The organism is Paenibacillus tundrae (assembly GCF_030812775.1).
Lineage (GTDB): Bacteria > Bacillota > Bacilli > Paenibacillales > Paenibacillaceae > Paenibacillus > Paenibacillus tundrae_A.
The window spans coordinates 66,299-86,245 of the sequence record NZ_JAUSTI010000010.1 but is presented as its reverse complement, the minus strand read 5'-3'; the positions used below and the strand labels follow the sequence as shown (position 1 = coordinate 86,245).

The following is a 19,947-nucleotide window of genomic DNA, read 5'->3' as shown; positions in this document are numbered from 1 at the left end:
TTCACATAGAACACGGTAGACTATTGTTGCAATGGATCTTTGACAACGATTTTACCGGATACGATATCATCCTTAATGGCTTTCACTTGGTCGATGACCTCTTGTCCAACAAAATCACTTAACGTAGATTCGCTATCACGAGTAACAAATGTCAGACCTACACCGTCTTCTTTCAGACCGTAGTTCACAGCGCCTGCCTTGAAATTACCTTCTACATAATCCTTCACTGTCTCATAAGCAACCGTATCGGTTGATTTCAACTGGGACAATACGATGTGCTCTGGGTCTTCAACTGTGCGGTCTGTATCTTGTCCAGAAGTGTAGAAGCCTTTTTCCTTAGCAGCCTCGAACACGCCAAGATCACCTACAGCAGATGCGCCAGCGATGAAGTCAGCACCCTTGCCGAATTGCACCAATGCCAATTCTTTTGCTTTTGCTGGGTCATTGAATCCACCAACGTAGTTTACGAGGAATTCTGCATCCGGGTTAACGGATTCCAAACCTGCTTTGAAGCCTTCTGTATATTTCTTAATCAATGGAACGTCCATTGCAGCAATCATGCCGACTTTATCTGTCTTTGTGGACAATCCAGCAGCTGCACCGAGCAGGTACGCTCCCTCATATTCACGGAAACCAACGCTACGAACGTTAGGCAGATCAACAGTTGTATCCACAATCGCGAAGGATTTGTCTGGATTCTCAGCAGCAACCTTCTTCAACGCATCCTCAGCTTGGAATGTCGCAGTAATAATTAGATCATAGTTTTCAGCAACAGCAGCACGCAGATTTTGCTCGAATGCCGCCGGATCTGTTGATTCGATTGTCTTCGTATCTACTTTGAACTCTTCGCCTGCTTTTTTGAAGCCTTCATCCATCTGTACAAAGAAAGGGTTAACCCCTATTTTTTCGGGAAGTACCAAAGCCATTCGTAGGGACTTTTCAGAATCGCTACCTTGAGCAGATTGTTCGTCTTTAGAAGCCGAAGTTCCACAAGCTGCCAACAAAATAGCCAACATAACGATCGATAAGACGAACGATAAACCTCTTTTCATTTCGAAAATTCCCCTTTTCAAAATTCTTTTTTTATTATCCTATCGGAAAGTGTCGATCCTTGTCAATAAATCTTTGAGCGTATACACTCATTTAGAATATAAATGTGGAATTGCATTCCACAGGGTTGTGGAAAGCGCTCTATACTAAGCTTTTTTCTGTTGACATCCAGAGACGCTCCATGCTAGAGTCAATCCAACTTATTTATTCGCATAGGTTTTGTCAGAATTATATCGCAAACCTACGCTATTTACCAACCATTTTAAGGAGGCTATTCATTTGAAGAAAATCACCCAGATCACACTTGCGGCTTTGCTTGCTGCCCCGGTTACACTTGGCAGTCTTAGCTTGCCTTCATACGCTTCTGCGGCATCTGCAGCTCCTGCTTCTGTCCCTTCGGTGTCCGTGAAAGGACCCGTAGCTCAAGCACCAACAGTCTATACAGAGAGTGCAGCAGATTATGCACAGTTCCTGCAAGCGAAATACAAGGTAAAATTGCCGCAGCAGCCGACCAAAGGTGACTTCATTCAGGCTATCGCATCCATTATTGAAGCTGATGCAGCTAGCGCTGACACGGATGAAGCAAGTGAAGTTAAGGCTCCGGCCTTCACGGATTTGAAGTCAGGTGATTCTGCTTATGATGCAGCCGTTTCCTTATACAATAACGGCATTATTACAGGTACCGAAGTTCATGCCAAGGACAAGCTCAGCGCCTATACTGCTGTATTTATCGCAGTAAAAGCAGCCGGCTTCAAAGAATTGGCCTACACGTATCCTGAAGCCAAAACCAAAAAAGCACTGGCTAAACTCGGTATTAGCCCTAACCGTGTTCAAGGTCTAGCTGCACAAGAGCTGGCTGCAGCGATTGATACCGGCTTGATTCCCGAAAGTTTATATCCTGCCCTCCGCAAAGGTGGCGTAGCGACTACTGATTTTGCTAACATCCTGCTTGGTCGCGTGTTGTCTAGCCAAGGTAAATACAAAAACGAAATCGGCCGTACAGGCGATGCGGACATCTATTCCAAATTGTACGTTGCTTATCGGACAGCCGACCTCATTGAAGCACCTGAACTGAGAGAAATCGTAGATCAGGCATTGCGTAATGATCTGGTGACTGGTTATAACCTGAAAGACAGCCGTTTTGATTCCAACTTTATTGATGAATTGACGCTAACTTACGGACATTCTGATATTAAACATGCGGTACAGCTGATCGGTCTTCTGCGTAGCGAAGGCATCGATGCCGATGTGCAGTTCCAACCGAAGACTTCTGCCTTCATCTATCTTAAAGAGTGGGGCGAGCCTACAGAGACGCCGGATTACAAAGTTACACAGATCGAAAACGGGAATTATATTGCCTATTCCAAAGAATATGATATTCAATTTGAGTTCAATACGACAGCGGACAAAGCACGCTTCAATGATATTATCCTGAAGTATGCGAAGAAGAGCACAGGCAATACGTCGAACTTGATTCACGCTTCATGGTGGCAACCGCTCTATTACTCAGCTACAGCTATGGATGGGTATCCGGTGATTGCCAATACCAAGATCTCGCTCGGTCATTACTATGCACAATCCTTCTCTCTGAAGGAGAAAGCAAAAGATCTTCAAGACGGCTTCCGTAAGCTGGCACCAGACGCAGATATCAGTAGCTATAACTTCTGGGTGGATCAACCATTCCTTAATTACTTGAACGGAGAATCCGAGTAATTTCGATGTACGCACTCACGCAATAAACGTCATCTTTTGACTTACAAAATAACCGTTTTTACGAAACCTTATGGCACTTGACCCTCCGGTTTGTAAAAACGGTTTTTCTTTATTTCTGCAAACGCATTGTGAAAATAAACTTTATTCAGATCCGCCAAAACAGCGGTCTTAAAGGGGTTTCAACTAGTGGAATTCCCCGCAAAAAATTTCCTTTGTCGAGCCCGTTTTTCTTGCAGGAATTACCAATAAAAGGTCGAATATTTTAGGTACACAACTACGCATTGATCTTACATATTTCTGCATGAACAGGAGTTAATCATGGTATATGACGGCATTATAATCGGCCTGATCATTGGACTATTTCGAGGTGGGATTCGCAATGGCCTCCGCCAGTTCTCAGAACTCAAGCTGCGAGGTGGTTGGATCTTCCCCATGCTACTGCTTGCTCAATTCGCGATCTTTTTTGTACAGGAGAAGTGGGATTGGGTTGCGTCCATTAACGGTTACCTATTTGCGTTAATTTACATCACAGGTCTTGCCTTTCTATGGTTGAACCGGAATCATACCGGTTTTACCCTAATCTGGATTGGTGTATTTCTCAACTTTGTCGTTATGGCCGTGAATGGCGGGCGTATGCCTGTATCGGTGGAGGCATCTAGCGTGCTTGGCCCTTATTATGTGGATATGCTGCTACAAGGTGGAGCCATTTCGAAACATCATATGATGGATGCATCTACACATCTGGCTTTTCTAGGTGATATTATCCCACTATCCAGCCCTTATCCACGTACGCAAGTCATCAGTATCGGGGATGTGGTTATGAATATCGGTATATTCCTGTTTATTCAGAGCATGATGGTTCCACGTCATCGCAAGACTGCATCCGTTCGAGCATCCGTGAAATCCGATGAACTAACGGTAGACTCCAAGGAAGGGAGGTCTTTTCCATGAAAAAATTCGAAGGCATTAAATATTCCCGCCTTGTCATCAACGCCATTATCGTTGCTTCGGTTGTTGTTGCATTAACTTCGGGATACAAGTTGGGAGGCTAGTACCTCATCAGCGTTGACGAAACAGGCTGCCTGCGGCCTGTTTTTTCTTTCTGGATTTTTGGTGAGCAACTTGTTATGTTATACATCGATATAGTATAAGATGCTATTATTCTTTTACACCAAGAGCAGACTAAACCAGGTCGTGTCTTTGAACTCTGTATGCGAGATTTAAGATATGCCCTAACCAGGAGATTATTTATGAACTTTATTCGTAACCTTATCCATAAAGCAGACCGAAGCCAGATATATGTAATTTTGCTAAGTTGCACGGGCATCGGCGTTTTTCTCTACATGAATAAGTGGTCTTATCTTAGCTTGTCCACCGATGGATGGGTCATGGTATATACCATGTTGGGAGCAGCATTGATTCTGGATTATTTCACGTTTCAGATTCCCCCCAAAGGCAATCAGCAATCGATGGACTCTTCTGTGTATCTTGCCTGCATCTTCATGTTTGGCGGGGCGTTCAGCCTATCCGTGTTACTGCCCGTTTCCCTCATCCTCTTGATCAAGGAGCGTAATTTAACCTGGTGGAAACACATCGTCAATTTCAGCATATATACCTTAATGATCGCTGGAGCCTCCTTCATATTCGAATGGACAGGTGGACAGCCCGGAGAGATCAATGGGTATAATTTATTACCTTATTTTGCAGCACTCGCTGTCTACTTCATCATTAATACAATGACACTGGGCCTGTTCTTCCACTTCTCTACGAAAGATGCACTACAACAAATGAAGCGTGCATTCGTGACCGAATCGCTCTTGGTTTATCTCTGTACGTTGATTCTAGCCCTTGTTCTGACAATTCTCGTTGTACACAACGGCGTACTTGGGCTGATTCTCTATCTGAGTCTGAGCATTTTGCTGTCCCACGCATTCAAACAACTATTCGTGATGTATCAGAGTATTGAGGAGAAAGCTAATACGGATCAACGCACCAAACTGTTTAATCACAGTTATTTTGAGACGATGCTAGAAAATGAACTGAGTGAAGCTCGTAGACTAGGAACCCCACTCTCGCTAGGGCTTATCGATATTGATGATTTCAAAAAGTATAATGACCGATTCGGTCATCTACAAGGCGATAGCCTGCTCGCTTTTTTCGGTGAATTTCTCATTCAACGGACGGAGAACACAGCTGTTACCGCTTTTCGATATGGAGGAGAAGAATTCACCTTGCTCATGCCCGGTATGGAGCTAGACGACGCATATACGTTCATGAATAAGCTCCGCAAACAGCTAAACGATACACCGTTTGAAGGTGTCGAGGTATTCCCTCATGGCTGCCTTTCGTTCTCTGCTGGTGTTGCTCCTTATCAGGTGGATATGTATAACAAGTCTCAGCTTGTGGATCAGGCGGATAAAGCACTCTATTATGCCAAAAAGCAAGGGAAAAACAATGTGCATCGCCATGGTATTAACGAAGGTATGGAGCATGAGATCGATCTCGTACAGGATGTACGTGATATTGAGCAGCAGCTTAATCTTTTCAGATACAAGGATATCGATACGTTCAAACATTCGAAGAGAGTATACAAATACGCTTTGGACATGAGTGAAATACTGGAGCTGGATAATGCGGAGAAACGCCTTTTTGTGCTGGGAGCACTGATCCATGATATTGGTAAGCTGGAGATTCCGTGGTCTATTCTGAACAAGAAGGACACACTCACGTGTGAAGAATGGGAAACCATTAAGGGACATGTTACTTGGGGCAAAAAAATGGTCATGACGAACGAACGCTTTAATGATCTCATCCCTTATATCGAATTACATCATGAACGGTATGATGGACAAGGTTACCCTTATGGGTTAAAAGGAAAAGAGATCCCTCGATTATGCCGTATGCTCACGGTTATTGATTCATTTGACGCGATGACTACAGAGCGGCCATATCAGAAAACGAAAAACTTACTTGAAGCAATCAACGAGCTACGTCGCTGCTCAGGCTCACAATTCGACCCAGAGCTTACGGAGATATTCATCGGTTATATTGAGAAGCGAAACAAGCAACAACCGCTGTTCTAACACGCTTAGAATAAAAGCATACTTGTCCTAAAACGCCAAAGCGCTATCTCCGATCTAGTCGGAGATAGCGCCATTTTCATTTTCGTCAGGGGATAAATCGTACATTAGCCTGCTTTATTCAATTGCAAGTGCAGACTCTACGGATCAAGTTACTGAACTTGAATCGTACGAGATTGTACGGAAACTACTCCGTACGGGCGTTATTCAGTTCATGTGAAGTCTGATGCAGCTCTTTAATCATCTGCTGCAAAAACATGTTATCCTGGCGGCTGATCCCGTGCTGATTGTCTTGAACGAGCATTTGGTGAATGTTCTTCTTGAGCAACTCACTGCGACGTTCCAATACCTCTTGATTCATGTTGATGCTTCCACTCCTTAACATGGTTTGTCATGAATTAACGTTCTATATTAAGTATAGAGAACCTTCGCCATTAGGGAAAACGGACACAGACCTGCTCACCCCTTCACATCCAGGCTCACATCGCTTGACAGTATTTCAACACATGTTGTTCTTAGATATCCTTCTATATCCTCCCACATCCACCCCAAAATCCTCTTAATCTTGGAGGCTATGGTCTTAAGACAAGCTTGCGTTATACTGTAGTCAGACGATGTTCTATTTATGACAAAGGAGTTATCTACGTTCATGTCCTATAAACAAATAAAATGGATGATCCTGCTGATTCCTACCGTCACCGTCGGGATCTGGGAATACATACGCCATCAGTTTCTCATGCCCTATCTTTCCATGGATGCAGGGAACTGGCTCACGCCCCTCATTGTCTATCTCGTCAGTGTGACCTTGCTCAGTCGGTTGTTCCTCATGCTCGAAAGTGCTAGAGCTGCTCTGGAGCAGGAGCGCGCCTCGAAGGCAGCACTGGAAGCACGAGATCAACTAGCTCGCGAGCTCCATGATGGAATTGCCCAATCTCTCTTTCTTCTATTCGTGAAGACAGACAAAGCAGAACGAAGTCTTGCAGGCAGCGGTCATGAACAAGACATTCAGGAGATTCGCAAAACGGTACATGAGGTCAACGCTTACGTTAGACAAGCCATTGCTCAGCTACGACATGTGCCTGTGCGAGATGCCGCTTCGGAAGGTATTGCTCTCCGAGGGCAGGTCGAAACGCTCATTCGAGATACAGTACCGACCGCTCAGATTACATGGGAGCTGGATGATTCCTTTTTCACACCGAAAGAACAAGTAGAGTTGATCGCTTGCATCCGGGAGGCACTTATGAATGTACGTAAACATGCTCAAGCTACTAAGGTTGAGATTCAAGCCGCCGGAGATTCAAGGCAGTGGCATGTACAGATTCAGGATAACGGTAAAGGATTCCTTGGAGACCCGTTGCATCTTAAGGATCGATACGGTCTGCGCATTACGAAGGAACGTGCCGTTCAGATGGGCTGGTTCTTGACGCTGGATTCAGAGCCAGGGTGTACTCGGATGACGATTGGAAAGGAGCATATCTAACATGGAACATGTACGTGTGTTAGTTGTTGATGACCATGCCCATGCGCGTGAAGCAATCTGCAGTATTTTGGCGGAAGATACAACATTCGAAGTGATTGGCACGGCTTCGAATGGACAGGAAGCCTTAGAACTGACGGAGCAATGGATGCCTGATTTAATTCTCATGGATGTACAGATGCCTGATATGGATGGACTGGAAGCCACACGTCTGATTAAGATGCGCTTCCCTTATGTCATTATCGTTATGGTTACTGTATCGGATGATGTGACCTATCTATTCGAAGCACTTAAACAAGGGGCTCAAGGATATCTGCTGAAGAATCTATCCCCTTCGACTTGGCTTGAATATTTGCACGCCATCGTCTCCGATGATGCACCACTGAGCAGGGAACTCGCCTATCGTATCCTGCAGGAATTCCCTGCTCCTCGTAGCGGAGATGTTCCGGATAACCCGCTCACGGCAAGAGAACTTGAAATTCTTCAATGGGTGTCTGCTGGTTACACGAATCGAGAGATTGCCGACCAGCTTGGGATTTCGGAACAGACTGTGAAGAATCATCTGAAGAACATTTTGCAGAAGCTTCAATTGGAGAATCGTGTTCAATTGACCCGTTATGCGTTAGAGAGTGGGATCGCTGGACGGAAACTTCGAAAATAATCTGTAAACTAGAATGACAGTGCATTCATGCTTTTGTCACAATTATGCGGATTAAATCATTTTTTTATAGCCCTATGTAGTCATACACCATCATTTTGGACAAAGTTATAATGGTATAGATTGTTGTCGGATCGATAAAAGTGCGTGTTCAAAAAGAGCGGTTTTCAGTACCAAGAAGATGGGATGAAGATAGAAATGGAGTAGCGGAGCGTAGGCAAAACTACGTGAGCAACGGACATTTCGGCTGAATCCCAGATTCGAAGCTGAGATGCCACTCGCGCATCCTTCGTAATCAAAAGCGGACTTTTTGAACAACCTCTAAAAGAACTACAATAGGGACTACAATTCTATAACCTGAGGGTGATGATTTTTTGAGTTTAGTAAGCTTTACCCTGAAACGAAGCAAACGGCATTGGGCCATTGTTGTTGCCCTGATGTTGATCTGCTGTCTTGTTATGCCGCAATGGGCATCTGCCCATGCCTATATTGTTAAGGCTTCTCCGGCAGAGAATGAGCTGTTAGTTACTGCTCCAGAGCTTCTGTCCTTGGAGTTTAACGAATCCTTGCAAACTGCCTTTTTTGATATCAAAATAACCGCGCCTGACGGGACAAGGGCGGATGATGGAAATGTACGGATTGATGCTACGCGACCACATATTATGGAGACAGGTCTTCAAAGTGGATTAGGCAATGGTACGTATGTCGTCAACTGGAAAGCCGTCTCTGCGGATGGTCACCCCATCCAAGGTGCCTATGTATTCCACATCGGAGAACCTTCCGGAGCACCTGCAGGATTGGCGGATCTTACTTCTGGTGCTGGTGAAGGAAATGGGCCGATTAAGTGGATTTTATCCCTAACAGATTGGATTCAATACCTTGGCTTGTCTGTGATTCTTGGTACACTTGCCTTTCTACTGTTCCGCATCATGCCTACATCTATGGCAAGGGAACCGCTGGATGTTCCGGGAAGCCACAAGCTATTGTGGATTAGTTACGGCGCAGCTTCAGTTGCTGCAATGCTAAGCCTGCCACTAAGTACATTATACGAATCTGGTGTATCCCTTAACGAGCTGAGTTGGGCGCTGATCGGGAGTGCGCTTAAGCTAACTTCGTTCGGCTTGATCTGGATCGTACAGATGCTCATCATCATGCTGCTAGCAGTCACCATTCTATCTGGCTATGATCGAGACCGATCCATGCGAACTCGCATCTGGTCTTCGTACGGCTCCCTACTGCTCGTGCTGGGCTGGTTGTTCACGCATGCAATGACGGGTCACCCTGCAGCTGCGGAGCAACGGGCGCTTGCAATTACCATGGATTATGTACACTTGATTGGGGCTGCATTCTGGATTGGTGCCCTCACGGCCATGGCGATCTGCCTGCCGCCACTGACGGATCAACTGCCTCGGAAACTACGAGGAGATATTTACTGGACAGCCATTCGCCGCTTTACTGCTTGGGGCGTTGGTGCTGTTGCACTCTTGGTCGCTACGGGCATATATAGCAGCCTTATTATTCTACCGGCACCTATACTTACGTCGTTGTTCACTACAGGATATGGTCTTGTTCTGATTGCCAAAGTTGTATTGCTCATTGTCATGCTCGCCTTCGCTTGGCGTCATGCTCGACTCGCTCGTTCAGGTAGTGGCGATAGACTCGCCGGCAGTCTCAAAGCCGAACTTGCAGCAGGAGCAATTGTTCTTGCCCTGGCTGCTGTGTTAACTCACCTATCTCCTGGACAGCCTGCACCCGTTGGTCCATTCAACGAAGTGCAGACCACCGATGATGGCACAACCATATCACTTCAGGTTAGCCCTAATGTGACCGGAGAGAACGTCTTCGAAGTTGGTGTTAAGCGTGCAGATGGCAGTATCGTTAATGATCTGGAGCAAGTTACCTTATCACTGACACATCTGGATATGGATATGGGTATTTACGAGATTACCATTCCGAAGAATGACACCGGCGTTTACAAGGCCGAAGATTATATCTCTATGCCAGGACGTTGGAATATTAAGGTGCATCTTCTTACACGCAGCCTGGATGCGCTGGATGCAGAGTTTGAAATCGACGCTGCTAGTCCGTAAGCTGCAAACAACCTATATTGAAAAGTGACCCAATCTAAAATTAGTGTTGCGACAAGCTGTAAATGTAGTGAAGAGGACGAAATTGATTCTGTAGAAGCGGAGCGTTCGCCTGAAAGCTTTCTGCAAGAAAGCTACATCGAAAGCATATGCTTATTCCCGGATTTTCACTTATAAAGTGGAATCAAAAAAAATCCGGGAATAACAGCGATCGTAAGAACGATTCGTACGCGGAACGGCCTCCTAGCACAACACCGGCACTTATTTTTTTGAAATGAGACTGAATCATATATGATAAGAACTGAGAGGGGTAATTTATTTTGAAAAAAACATCATGGACTTCCAAACTTATATCTACGGTATCTGCAAGTGCTGCAGCACTTATGCTGTTCGCCGGATTCGCCAGCGCTCACGTTACTGTGAATCCTACAGTAGCTCAGACGAGTGCATGGCAGACGTATACGATTAAGATTCCATCCGAAAAGGAACTGCCAACAACCAAAATTACGCTTAAAGTTCCAGAAGGTGTAGCATTTAAACAATATCAGCCACTCGCAGGCTGGAAGATCACTACGGAAAAGAATGATTCCAATGAAGTTACTTCCATTACATGGGAAGTGGATGGAGATAACGAAGGCATTCTGGCGGGACAATTCCAACAGTTCAACTTTGTTGCTCAAAATCCACAAGCTGAAACTGAAGTAGCTTGGGACGCTTTCCAGTACTATAGCGACGGTAGCATCGTAGAATGGACGGGTGAACCGAGCGACAGCACGCCGCACAGCATCACAACCATCAGCGAAGACCCGGCGGCAGGTAATGCCACAGCGAGCGGAGATCATCACGACAGTGCAGCTACAGGTAATGAGGGACACGATGATACGTCCACTGAAGCGGGTACTGGTGACGCTAATGCAGCCGACGATGCCAAAGCTGACGATGATACAACACTAGGGGATGCTCTGACAGATACAGTGACAGGTGAACCTAACAATACGGATACAGACCCAGGCACACTGAAGCTGCAACAGGCGACTTTGATTGTATCCATTCTCGCATTGATCATGTCTTTCCTGGGGATTGCTCTAGCAACACGCCGCAAAAAACGCTAATTTAGATTCATCACAAAGTCAGCTACAGATTAGCACATTGCTCTCTGAGAGTAGCGTGAATTGAGCGTAGCATAAGAAGATAAACGCAAAGGAACCGTTGGCTTGGAGATGTTCTCCACATGCCAACGGTTCCTTTATTTAGGATTGCACACATCAACCTTAGCGTTCCTGATCCGTCTGAATCATAATCTCGATATATTGAATCAAGGTCCTCTTCTGTTGTTCAATCGAATGAATACGTGAGGATAGACCTGCAAAGAACGCCTCTATCTGCTCTCGTGTATAGTCTGCCGATTGGCCTTTCCAATCGTTAAGACGAGCATATAACGCTCTCGCCTCTTGCTCGTCGGCTTGCAGACGGACAAGCAGTTGCGACAGTTCTTTTTCCGCAATTCGAAGGTCATTTAATTCCACCAGCAATTGTCCGCTCACTCATGTTCACCTCTCCTATGTAAATTTCAAGGTTTGGCGGAATCGCCTGTCCTATTTAAAACTCACCTGAGTCTGATCCGCTTGCCGGAAGGCATCTGCCTTCTCATCAATAAAGTTCAAGAACTGGCTCGTATGCTTCATATGCCATGTGCTGAGCTCATTGATCGAAGCATCGAGCTGCGTAACAATGGGTTCAAGCCTACGACTACGGCTGGAATGCAGATACTGTGCCATTCGATGTCTGATCTGATTCAGCTCCGAATTGCACTGCTGCGCGTTCTGCTTCCAGCGGCTTGCTACGCTTTTTAGTTCTTCCGGCGTTACCTGAATCAATCCGGAAGCCGCCATCGCTCCTGCCATACCTTTGGCGAGACCACTTGCCTGAACACCTAAATTACGCATAAATCCGGCGAGATCGGTCAACACGTTGGAAGGCTGGCGCGGGGAGTAATTGATTTTTTCTCCAGTAACAGGATCATATAGATCGTTAGCAATATATCCGTTCCCATCGAATTTGTATCGATCAAGCTCGTGATAATTTTCTCCGCCAAACGTATTGTCGATCTTCTCCTTTATGTCTCCAAATCCAAAAAAACTACCCTTATTCATGTCTTTATAGTTGGAATCGATATAGTACGTTGAACCAACATGGCGATCATATCCATCGAAGAAACCACTCGCCACAAAATCACCGGGATGAGCGTAGTTCGTAACCTGCCCATCAAAGCCACCCTCTTCAGCTTTACGTTTCATCTCTGGTGTGAGGCTGGAGATCACTGACGGTGCGCTAAAAGTGACCGCTTGTAATCCCGTGTAGGCGGCCGCATACTGGGCATTACCGCCTCCGAGTGAGTGTCCTGTTAATGAGAAATTCAGATCTTTATGCTTGTTTTGCATATCCTTCGCATAATCTTCTGCTTCGTACATTTGATTGGGCTGAACACTCAGATGTTTATCTACAAATTTATCAACATTGCCCTTGGCATTCTCTAGATGGGTTATTCCAGTAACGTCCTTCACTTTCTGCACGGTTCCCGTCACCCAATCCGGTGTAAAGTCTGTCTTCTGCTCCCATTTTCTCCCGAGCTCTGGCAAACCTATCTGTGCATCGGCAAATAAGTCAGGCCCTTTGCGACCCCATCCAGCACTTCCCTCTGTCCCACGGTACGCAATAACCGCCTCACTTGTCTCAGGGTTATAGAAGGTTACCGCATCAAAGCCAGAATACCCGTTACCGTGTGTGTCCTCAAGCACTTTCCAGCCAGGGAGCGTATCGTATTCATCCCCGGCTTCCAGATCTTCATAAGCAAGCCTCGACATCTCTTTGTACGTTTCATCATCTATTTTACTCAACTATGCTCTCCTCCTAATATAAGAAGTCGTTAAAACTCACTTTTTGAACGGATCATAGCCTTTATCTAATAACAGCTTCTTGAACTCTTCACTCATTCCCATACTGGTCACTTCTTTTCTCTCGTAATTCACATACAGGTTGAATCGTTGTTCTTCATGATTAACGACATGTCCTTTGAGTGATATTTCAGCAACTGCTATACTAGGAAGTTTCTTCTCACTAGTGACGACAACATCAAGATCATATTTTTCCTTCATATGCTGGATCGCAATATTCTCCGCTTCCTGTAACAAAGCCTCGTCTTCATTTTTATTCATGCTCTGACAGCCTCCTAAGATAAATGCAGATAGTATAATTAAACAGAATAAACACACATATTTTTGCATTGGTTTCACATGGGTCACCTTCTTCGCATTGTTTTCATGTCCTACATCCATCCTATGAAAAAGGAACTTATCCTTGGTTTATAGTAATGACTCTTCTTCTGTTATCTGCATCATAGTACAAAATCAACATCAGCCACATCGGCTAGCAGAATCGTTTTTATGTAACTTTATTCCTAAATGATTCAAAGGTGCATCCCGGTGTATATTACCCTTTTTCCTGATACCTGCATCATATTTGCGTAAGGTAATTTGATTATTTTCCCAATGTACGACAAAAAGAGCCTGCTCTCGATCGAGCGGCTCTGGGACACTTTACTTACATCACTTATTTTAATCCGCTGTTTAACTGTACTATTCCAACACGATCCGGAGCGCGGTCAGTGCGATACCAATGATAAATCCTGTAACGGCTCCGTTAATTCGAATCCATTGCAAATCTTGCCCAACCTTATCCTCAATTAAAGAGACTAAGGATGCATTGTCCATTTTATCAACATTTTCGCGTACGAGGTTCCCGATTTTGGAATGATTTTTCTCCAGCAGTGTGGTTATACCTTCTACAATCTTCGCATTCAGGCTCGTCAGCAGCGCCTCATCTGCTCGCAGATCAGACAACACCCGCTCAATTGCAGGCAGCGCATACGTATCCACATATTGCCCATCTTCCATGCCAGCAAGTGCTTTGTCTCTCAGTTCAGTGAGCTTATTCAGCACCGTTTCTTCTGCATTCCAGCCGTCCAACATACTATTCTTCCAATCATTCAGTCCTTGCTGCACACTCTCACTCATCGCTAGGCGAATCGTCTGTGTCCGCACCAGATCAAGCACTTTGTAACGAAGCGCGCTGCCTTCCCGTTTCATGTCCTCTACACGGTCAAACAGATACCCTTGCAAAATACTACCGAGACGCTCTTCATTCAAATAACCCATGAACGCATTCATCGCAAATTGCATTAATCCATTCAACTGAATACCGCTGACCGCTTTCATGCCCGCTTCACCCAAGAACATGATGGTTTCTGGTTTCACAAGCCATTCTTCCGCCTGCTTCAGTCCATAATCCAGCGCTTTAACATCGTATCCTCGCTCGCTCATCTGAATGGATGCCCGCTCTAGAATCGGCCCAAGATCAAATGCACCCGCCTGCGACTTAATCTCACGCGCCACAAGTGGAGCAATCTGTTGCACTGGCAGTCCAGCAAGAATTCGTTTGCAGAGTGTATCAATCATCGTTTTGGCGCCATCCGTATGAAGCTCTTTAGCCAGGGTATCAAGTATCGTCTCCGCTGCTTTGTAGCCCGCGATCTTCTCCGTAATACTGTCTTTGTTAAGCAGATTATTCTCAACCGCAGAGACCAGCCCTTCGGTCATCTTATCTCTATTCTTCGGCAGCAATGCCGTATGTGGAATCGGTATGCCTAGCGGATGACGGAATAGTGCCGTTACAGCGAACCAATCTGCGAGTCCACCCACCAGTCCAGCCTCAAATGATCCAACCAGCATTTTACCGACTAGACTGCCCTGAAATGGCAACGATGCAGCAAACCCTGCCCCCATGATGACGAGTGACCATGCTGCTGCTTTTTTAGTTTGTTTAGGTTTAGCCATTACACTTGCTCCTTTTATGATTAATCACACGATTCCAGCCGCTACAGGTCAGTCGTGTATCATATCTACATTATGTACGCACTTCTTGAGGTTGTTCAAAAGGTCCGCTTTTGATTACGAAGGATGCCTGACAGCAGCTCAGCGTCGAAGATGAGATTCAGCCGGAATAGACCATCGCTGTTTCGTATACTTCATCTTATCACCCGAACGCACCAAATCCAAACCTCTACCGGGCAAAAAGCATAAATTTTCACGATGAGTATGAGCGGATCGACATGTGCTAGCATCTTGTTCTGTACCAAAGTACAAGACTATAATTATGAGGTACTCTATTGCTTGATAGGGTAATACATACAGAGAACGAGTGAGTGAGTTAATCCATCTATCTTAAAGGAGGAATTCGGATCATGAAACATGTGCAAGATTCAACTACACTGTATAACGGCGTCAAAATGCCTTGGTTAGGTTTGGGTGTATTCAAGGTAAAGGATGGAGAAGAAGTTGTTGAAACGGTTAAAACTGCCATTCAGACTGGGTACCGTAGCATCGATACGGCCAAAGGTTATAACAATGAATCTGGTGTTGCCCAAGGTATTCGTGAATCCGGAATTGCCCGGGAAGATCTGTTTATTACGACCAAAGTGTGGAATGGCGATCAAGGATATGAATCCACACTGGCCGCTTTTGAAGCAAGTATGGAACGACTCGAACTTGAGGTTCTTGATCTCTATCTCATCCACTGGCCTGTAAAAGGAAAGTACAAGGACACGTGGCGAGCACTGGAGAAGCTACATCAAGAAGGGCGCATCCGCGCCATTGGGGTGAGTAACTTCCAGATTCACCACCTTGAAGATCTGATGACAGAGGCTAAGATCAAACCTGCGGTCAACCAAGTCGAGCTACATCCATTGCTGATCCAGTCAGAACTAAGAGAGTACTGTGCCAAACACCAGATTCAGATCGAAGCTTGGTCACCACTGGGACAAGGTCATTTAGTAGAACACCCACTATTGCAAACGATTGCAGCCAAATACAACAAAACAGCTGCACAGGTTATTCTGCGTTGGGATCTGCAAAACGGCATCGTTACTATACCTAAATCCGTTACACCAGAACGTATTCGCGAGAATGCCGATGTATACGATTTTGAATTAACAGCAGAAGATATCGAGCAGATCAACAGTCTGAACGAGAATAAACGCTTCGGTTCCGATCCAGATAACTTCAATTTTTAGAGCAAACAAATATGATACGCTAACACATGATATTAAAATCAAAATCCCGACCCTATGCATGACTGCATTGGAGTCGGGATTTATTATCTTTGGGTCAACGTATGCCCCTATTCAGCTTAACCTTTGTTTTACTTAGCCTTTGTTTTACTTAGCCTTTGGATACCAGCTTGAAATCATCAAAGTGGAAACCTGGTGCTACAACGCACGTCACGAGTACGGGCTCATCACCGAGCGGGCGAGCTGTCTGCCACACGCCGGCAGGAACAAGTACTTGTGGTGATTGTCCAGCAGCGAGATCCATACCGAGTACGAGAACCTCTTCGTTCTCTGGATTCTCTCCATTACCACCCAGCTTCAATTCAACCGGGCTACCGCTATGCCACAACCACAGTTCATCAGATAACACCGTGTGCCACTCTGAAATTTCATGCTTGTGCAGCAAAAAGTACGTCGAGCTTGCTGAGAACCGGGGTCCCGAGTATGCTTCCGGCAATACGGATTGTGGGATCTGATAAGAAGCCTTCCATACTTCCTTATACCAACCGCCTTCAACGTGAGGCTGCATGTCCAGTGCCGCAACCAGAGGCGATAATTCATGTGTCGTCATATCCTATTTCCTTCCTTCCACATCTAATTGGAGGTACTCTTCATCTAGAGTTTTGCCTCGCTCTCCCTACTGTAAAACATCAATAGCTTTTTGTCACCTTTAGGCTGCATCACAGCTGCCCAATTTGATTGTCTCCTCAAATGTCTCTATCTGCACAACAAGCCACAGTCTTGATTGGTAGCGTTTACAATAAACTGGATTTTCCGTTATGATATACATATAACCGTTAACCGCCGAAGCAGAGAGGAGCCGTGTTATGAATGTAATCGAAGATCGAATCGGACCCAAATATCGAATTGGAGATCATTCCTTTACCATAGAACATATGCGAAGACATGATGGGAACGCCATGCCACAGCCCCACGCTCACCCTTTTTATGAGCTATACTATCTGCTTGAAGGAGAACGTGTGTATTCCATGAATGGTCAGCTGCTCAACGCGAGCAAAGGTGATCTGATCTTAATTAATCCACACGACGTACACATTACGTCTAAAGGAAGCATTCCTAGTTTTGAACGTATCCTCGTCGGATTCTCTCCCTCGTTCGCTACGGGAATGGAGCTTGGCATCTGCGGTCTGCTTCCGTTTGAACGATCACGATTACTGCATGTTCCGGAATCAGAACAGCCTGAGATACAGCGCTTGTTAGAACAGATGCTACACGAGTGCAAAGATCGCCGTCCGTATTATGAAATTGTTGTACGCAGCCTGCTCGCCCAGCTATTAATCAGCATCCATCGCGCACTAGAGATGACAAGGCAAATGATGCCGGAGCCAATTCACCCCATGCATGAAAAAATTACCGAAGTTGCCCGTTACGTGAACACTCATTATGACGAACCGCTTACGCTGGAGGAAGCAGCCGCTCGTTTCTATATAAGCCCGTCCTATCTGAGCCGCATGTTCAGCCGGTTAACTGGTTTTCGATTTAGTGAATATCTGCGCGTTGTCCGGGTTCGGGAAGCCCAGCGTAGATTATTATCCACACAAGAGCGCGTGCAGTTCATTGCAGAGAAAGTGGGGTTTGAGCATACGGCTCATTTTAACAAAACCTTTAAACAGGTCACTGGCACCACACCGCTTCGTTATCGCAAAGAGCATCGGTAAGAGATCTTAGTGATCTTAGCGTAGGTACTTGTACCTCATCATGCACGACATCCCTGTATCCATCTAGTGCATCAAAAAATTAGAAATAGACCGCATGATTAACATGCGATCCATCTATAGTGAGGCCAGTATGGCATACAGGATAGCCGAGTGGGTAGCCTCAATGATCCAACTACTATCTCCATCTCCATATAGGCATGCACCATTCATTCAGCCCTTCATCGGAGATCATTGCTACACCACTTCGGCTGCTATCCAGTTCCATTTTATAAGCTAATTATTGACGAATCAGCGCACCACTTCGTACATTTGGCCCAATGGAAATCTGTCTTCCCTCGGTATCGGCTACTTCTCCCCGGCACACAATACCTGTCGTATCATGTCCTGTAATCCGCAAAAGTCGACCATCCGCGCCTGTTCCTTCGATGCCTTCAAGCTCCGCCCCTTTGCACTGGTGAAGCTCAATCAGCGAGCCTTCAGTTACGGTGAGCTGCAGATCGGCAATCCGCACATGTTTGGCATGTGAGCATTGCACACCTTTCTGCGCAGACACGCGGTACCCTTCAATCACTAATCCATCTAGCGGCATTTCTGGTAGTCCACTCACCAATAATGCAGTGTCGGCTCCAGAGCAAACTACATCCTTAATTCGAATATCCCGGAACACCGGCGTCTCTTCAGTGACTTCGTGTGCAATGTCACTTCCTCGTGCCGAACCTTCCTGATTCGCATAAAAAAACGAAAATGAGATCGCTTCCATAATGATGTCTTTCATATAGATTCGCTCAATTTCAATGTCCTCCACTACGCCGCCACGCCCACGTGCACTCTTGAAACGAAGCCCAATATCTGTTCCGATAAAGGTACAGTCTGACACACGCACATGTCTTACACCACCAGACATTTCACTGCCAATGACGAAGCCGCCATGACCGTGGTACACGGTACAACCTCGAATGGTAACATACTCCGATGGCAATCCTAGTTCGCGACCTTCGGCATCCTTGCCCGACTTCATGCAGATTGCATCATCTCCAACGTCGAAGACACTGTTCTCTACCAGAACATAACGGCAGGATTCAATGTCCAGTCCGTCCCCATTCTGAGAAAACCACGGATTTCGAACGCTTACGTTCCGAATCGTCACATGCTCTGAAGCCCAAGGGTGCAGATTCCAAGCCGGAGAATTCTGAAAGGTTGGCCCATCCAACAATACTCGTTTGCATCGACGCAAACTCACCATATTCGGTCTAAGGAAATCTCTGATCCCCTCGTAGGCTGATAGGTCACGCACTTGTTCTACATGCATCCGATTCGCAACTGCATTCCCCTCAAGCGCAGACTGAGATGGCCACCAGATCTCTTCCTCACCGCTTGTATGTTCAATGACTCCACCGGAAGCTGCTAGTGCTTTCCATTGTGATGCCGTCAGTTTAGAACGTTTGACAGGACGCCATGCCTCACCATTTCCGTCCCATACACCTTCACCCGTAATGGCGATATCCTCTAACTGGTCTCCATCAATCGGAGATTGACAGCGCACAGCCTGCCACCCTTCAAAGGTCGATGCAATCAAAGGGTATTGATCAAAGTCTCGACTGAAGGTGACTAGTGCTCCAGCCTGGACATGCAGCTCGATTCGACTACGTAAAATAATCGGTCCCGTGAGCCAAACACCAGCAGGAATAACGATACGCCCCCCGCCTGCCTCAGAACAAGCCGCGATGGCAAGCCGGAACACCTCTGTATTATCGGTCACACCATCTCCTACAGCCCCAAATTCGGTAATCAGAAAATCCTGAGCAGGAATGTTAGGTAAGGAAACGTCGTATGATATTTTATCAGACGTTAATTCCTCACCAGCACGTATTGCGGAATTATATGTATTCATCGCGTAGTTATCATCCTTTCTGCTTCTTATTGGATTATATAAATTGAACAACAAGATGATCGTTCAATTTATATAGATTAGGCCTATGAAGTGTATTCTCGCTCCATCATAACAGTAGCAATGGGATCAAAGGTTGATCTTTTTTGCCA

17 protein-coding genes are annotated in these 19,947 nt (G+C 45.7%); 9 read left to right on the top strand and 8 right to left on the bottom strand.

The features are described 5' to 3' along the window. Positions 1-20: 20 nt before the first annotated feature. Complete coding sequence (locus J2T19_RS18385) at positions 21-1,052, bottom strand: BMP family lipoprotein (RefSeq protein WP_307218233.1); 1,032 nt, start codon at positions 1,050-1,052, stop codon at positions 21-23. Between the two features lie 277 nt (positions 1,053-1,329). Between J2T19_RS18385 and J2T19_RS18380 the strand changes: the two genes are divergently transcribed. From J2T19_RS18380 to J2T19_RS18370, 3 genes are all read left to right on the top strand, one after another. After that, positions 1,330-2,763 (top strand): hypothetical protein, encoded by a 1,434-nt coding sequence (locus J2T19_RS18380; RefSeq protein WP_307218231.1) that lies wholly within the window; start codon positions 1,330-1,332, stop codon positions 2,761-2,763. A 318-nt stretch (positions 2,764-3,081) separates the two neighbouring features. Continuing rightward, positions 3,082-3,714, top strand: a complete 633-nt coding sequence (locus J2T19_RS18375; protein ID WP_307218229.1) for a DUF5317 domain-containing protein — start codon at positions 3,082-3,084, stop codon at positions 3,712-3,714. A 299-nt stretch (positions 3,715-4,013) separates the two neighbouring features. After that, positions 4,014-5,846: a bifunctional diguanylate cyclase/phosphohydrolase gene (locus J2T19_RS18370; protein ID WP_307218227.1), complete on the top strand. Its 1,833-nt coding sequence runs from the start codon at positions 4,014-4,016 to the stop codon at positions 5,844-5,846. A 184-nt stretch (positions 5,847-6,030) separates the two neighbouring features. Here the strand turns inward: J2T19_RS18370 and J2T19_RS18365 are convergent, their stop codons facing one another. After that, positions 6,031-6,204, bottom strand: coding sequence for a hypothetical protein (locus J2T19_RS18365; RefSeq protein ID WP_164848580.1), 174 nt, complete (start codon positions 6,202-6,204; stop codon positions 6,031-6,033). Between the two features lie 288 nt (positions 6,205-6,492). Between J2T19_RS18365 and J2T19_RS18360 the strand changes: the two genes are divergently transcribed. The 4 genes from J2T19_RS18360 to J2T19_RS18345 all read left to right on the top strand — a co-directional run bounded on the left by J2T19_RS18360 (position 6,493) and on the right by J2T19_RS18345 (position 11,177). Next, on the top strand, positions 6,493-7,323 hold the full coding sequence (locus tag J2T19_RS18360; protein ID WP_307218224.1) for a sensor histidine kinase: 831 nt from the start codon (positions 6,493-6,495) through the stop codon (positions 7,321-7,323). A 1-nt stretch (position 7,324) separates the two neighbouring features. Then, positions 7,325-7,981, top strand: coding sequence for a response regulator (locus J2T19_RS18355; RefSeq protein WP_307218222.1), 657 nt, complete (start codon positions 7,325-7,327; stop codon positions 7,979-7,981). Between the two features lie 371 nt (positions 7,982-8,352). Further along, positions 8,353-10,068 carry a copper resistance CopC/CopD family protein gene (locus J2T19_RS18350; protein ID WP_307218219.1) on the top strand — a complete coding sequence of 572 codons (1,716 nt, stop codon included), beginning with the start codon at positions 8,353-8,355 and terminating at the stop codon, positions 10,066-10,068. Positions 10,069-10,385: 317 nt separating this feature from the next. Beyond that, on the top strand, positions 10,386-11,177 hold the full coding sequence (locus J2T19_RS18345; RefSeq protein WP_307218217.1) for a YcnI family copper-binding membrane protein: 792 nt from the start codon (positions 10,386-10,388) through the stop codon (positions 11,175-11,177). A 159-nt stretch (positions 11,178-11,336) separates the two neighbouring features. Here the strand turns inward: J2T19_RS18345 and J2T19_RS18340 are convergent, their stop codons facing one another. From J2T19_RS18340 to J2T19_RS18325, 4 genes are all read right to left on the bottom strand, one after another. Then, on the bottom strand, positions 11,337-11,609 hold the full coding sequence (locus J2T19_RS18340; RefSeq protein ID WP_056703751.1) for a hypothetical protein: 273 nt from the start codon (positions 11,607-11,609) through the stop codon (positions 11,337-11,339). Between the two features lie 51 nt (positions 11,610-11,660). Next, the gene (locus J2T19_RS18335; RefSeq protein ID WP_370874901.1) at positions 11,661-12,929 is read right to left on the bottom strand and encodes a Tle-like phospholipase domain-containing protein; all 1,269 of its coding nucleotides are present in this window, start codon (positions 12,927-12,929) and stop codon (positions 11,661-11,663) included. 69 nt (positions 12,930-12,998) lie between these two features. After that, positions 12,999-13,280 (bottom strand): hypothetical protein, encoded by a 282-nt coding sequence (locus J2T19_RS18330; RefSeq protein ID WP_307218213.1) that lies wholly within the window; start codon positions 13,278-13,280, stop codon positions 12,999-13,001. Positions 13,281-13,700: 420 nt separating this feature from the next. Further along, positions 13,701-14,957 (bottom strand): DUF445 domain-containing protein, encoded by a 1,257-nt coding sequence (locus tag J2T19_RS18325; RefSeq protein ID WP_307218211.1) that lies wholly within the window; start codon positions 14,955-14,957, stop codon positions 13,701-13,703. A gap of 407 nt (positions 14,958-15,364) precedes the next feature. On the opposite strand from J2T19_RS18325, the gene J2T19_RS18320 reads away from it, so the two are divergent. Continuing rightward, positions 15,365-16,192, top strand: coding sequence for an aldo/keto reductase (locus J2T19_RS18320; protein ID WP_307218210.1), 828 nt, complete (start codon positions 15,365-15,367; stop codon positions 16,190-16,192). A 148-nt stretch (positions 16,193-16,340) separates the two neighbouring features. Here the strand turns inward: J2T19_RS18320 and J2T19_RS18315 are convergent, their stop codons facing one another. Then, entirely contained in the window at positions 16,341-16,799 is a 459-nt protein-coding gene (locus J2T19_RS18315) for a cupin domain-containing protein (RefSeq protein ID WP_056703735.1), read from the bottom strand. Between the two features lie 256 nt (positions 16,800-17,055). Here J2T19_RS18315 and J2T19_RS18310 point away from each other — a divergent pair, with 256 nt between their 5' ends. After that, complete coding sequence (locus J2T19_RS18310; RefSeq protein WP_307218207.1) at positions 17,056-17,907, top strand: helix-turn-helix transcriptional regulator; 852 nt, start codon at positions 17,056-17,058, stop codon at positions 17,905-17,907. 277 nt (positions 17,908-18,184) lie between these two features. Here the strand turns inward: J2T19_RS18310 and J2T19_RS18305 are convergent, their stop codons facing one another. Continuing rightward, positions 18,185-19,798, bottom strand: coding sequence for a glycoside hydrolase family 28 protein (locus J2T19_RS18305; RefSeq protein WP_307218205.1), 1,614 nt, complete (start codon positions 19,796-19,798; stop codon positions 18,185-18,187). Positions 19,799-19,947: the final 149 nt, after the last annotated feature.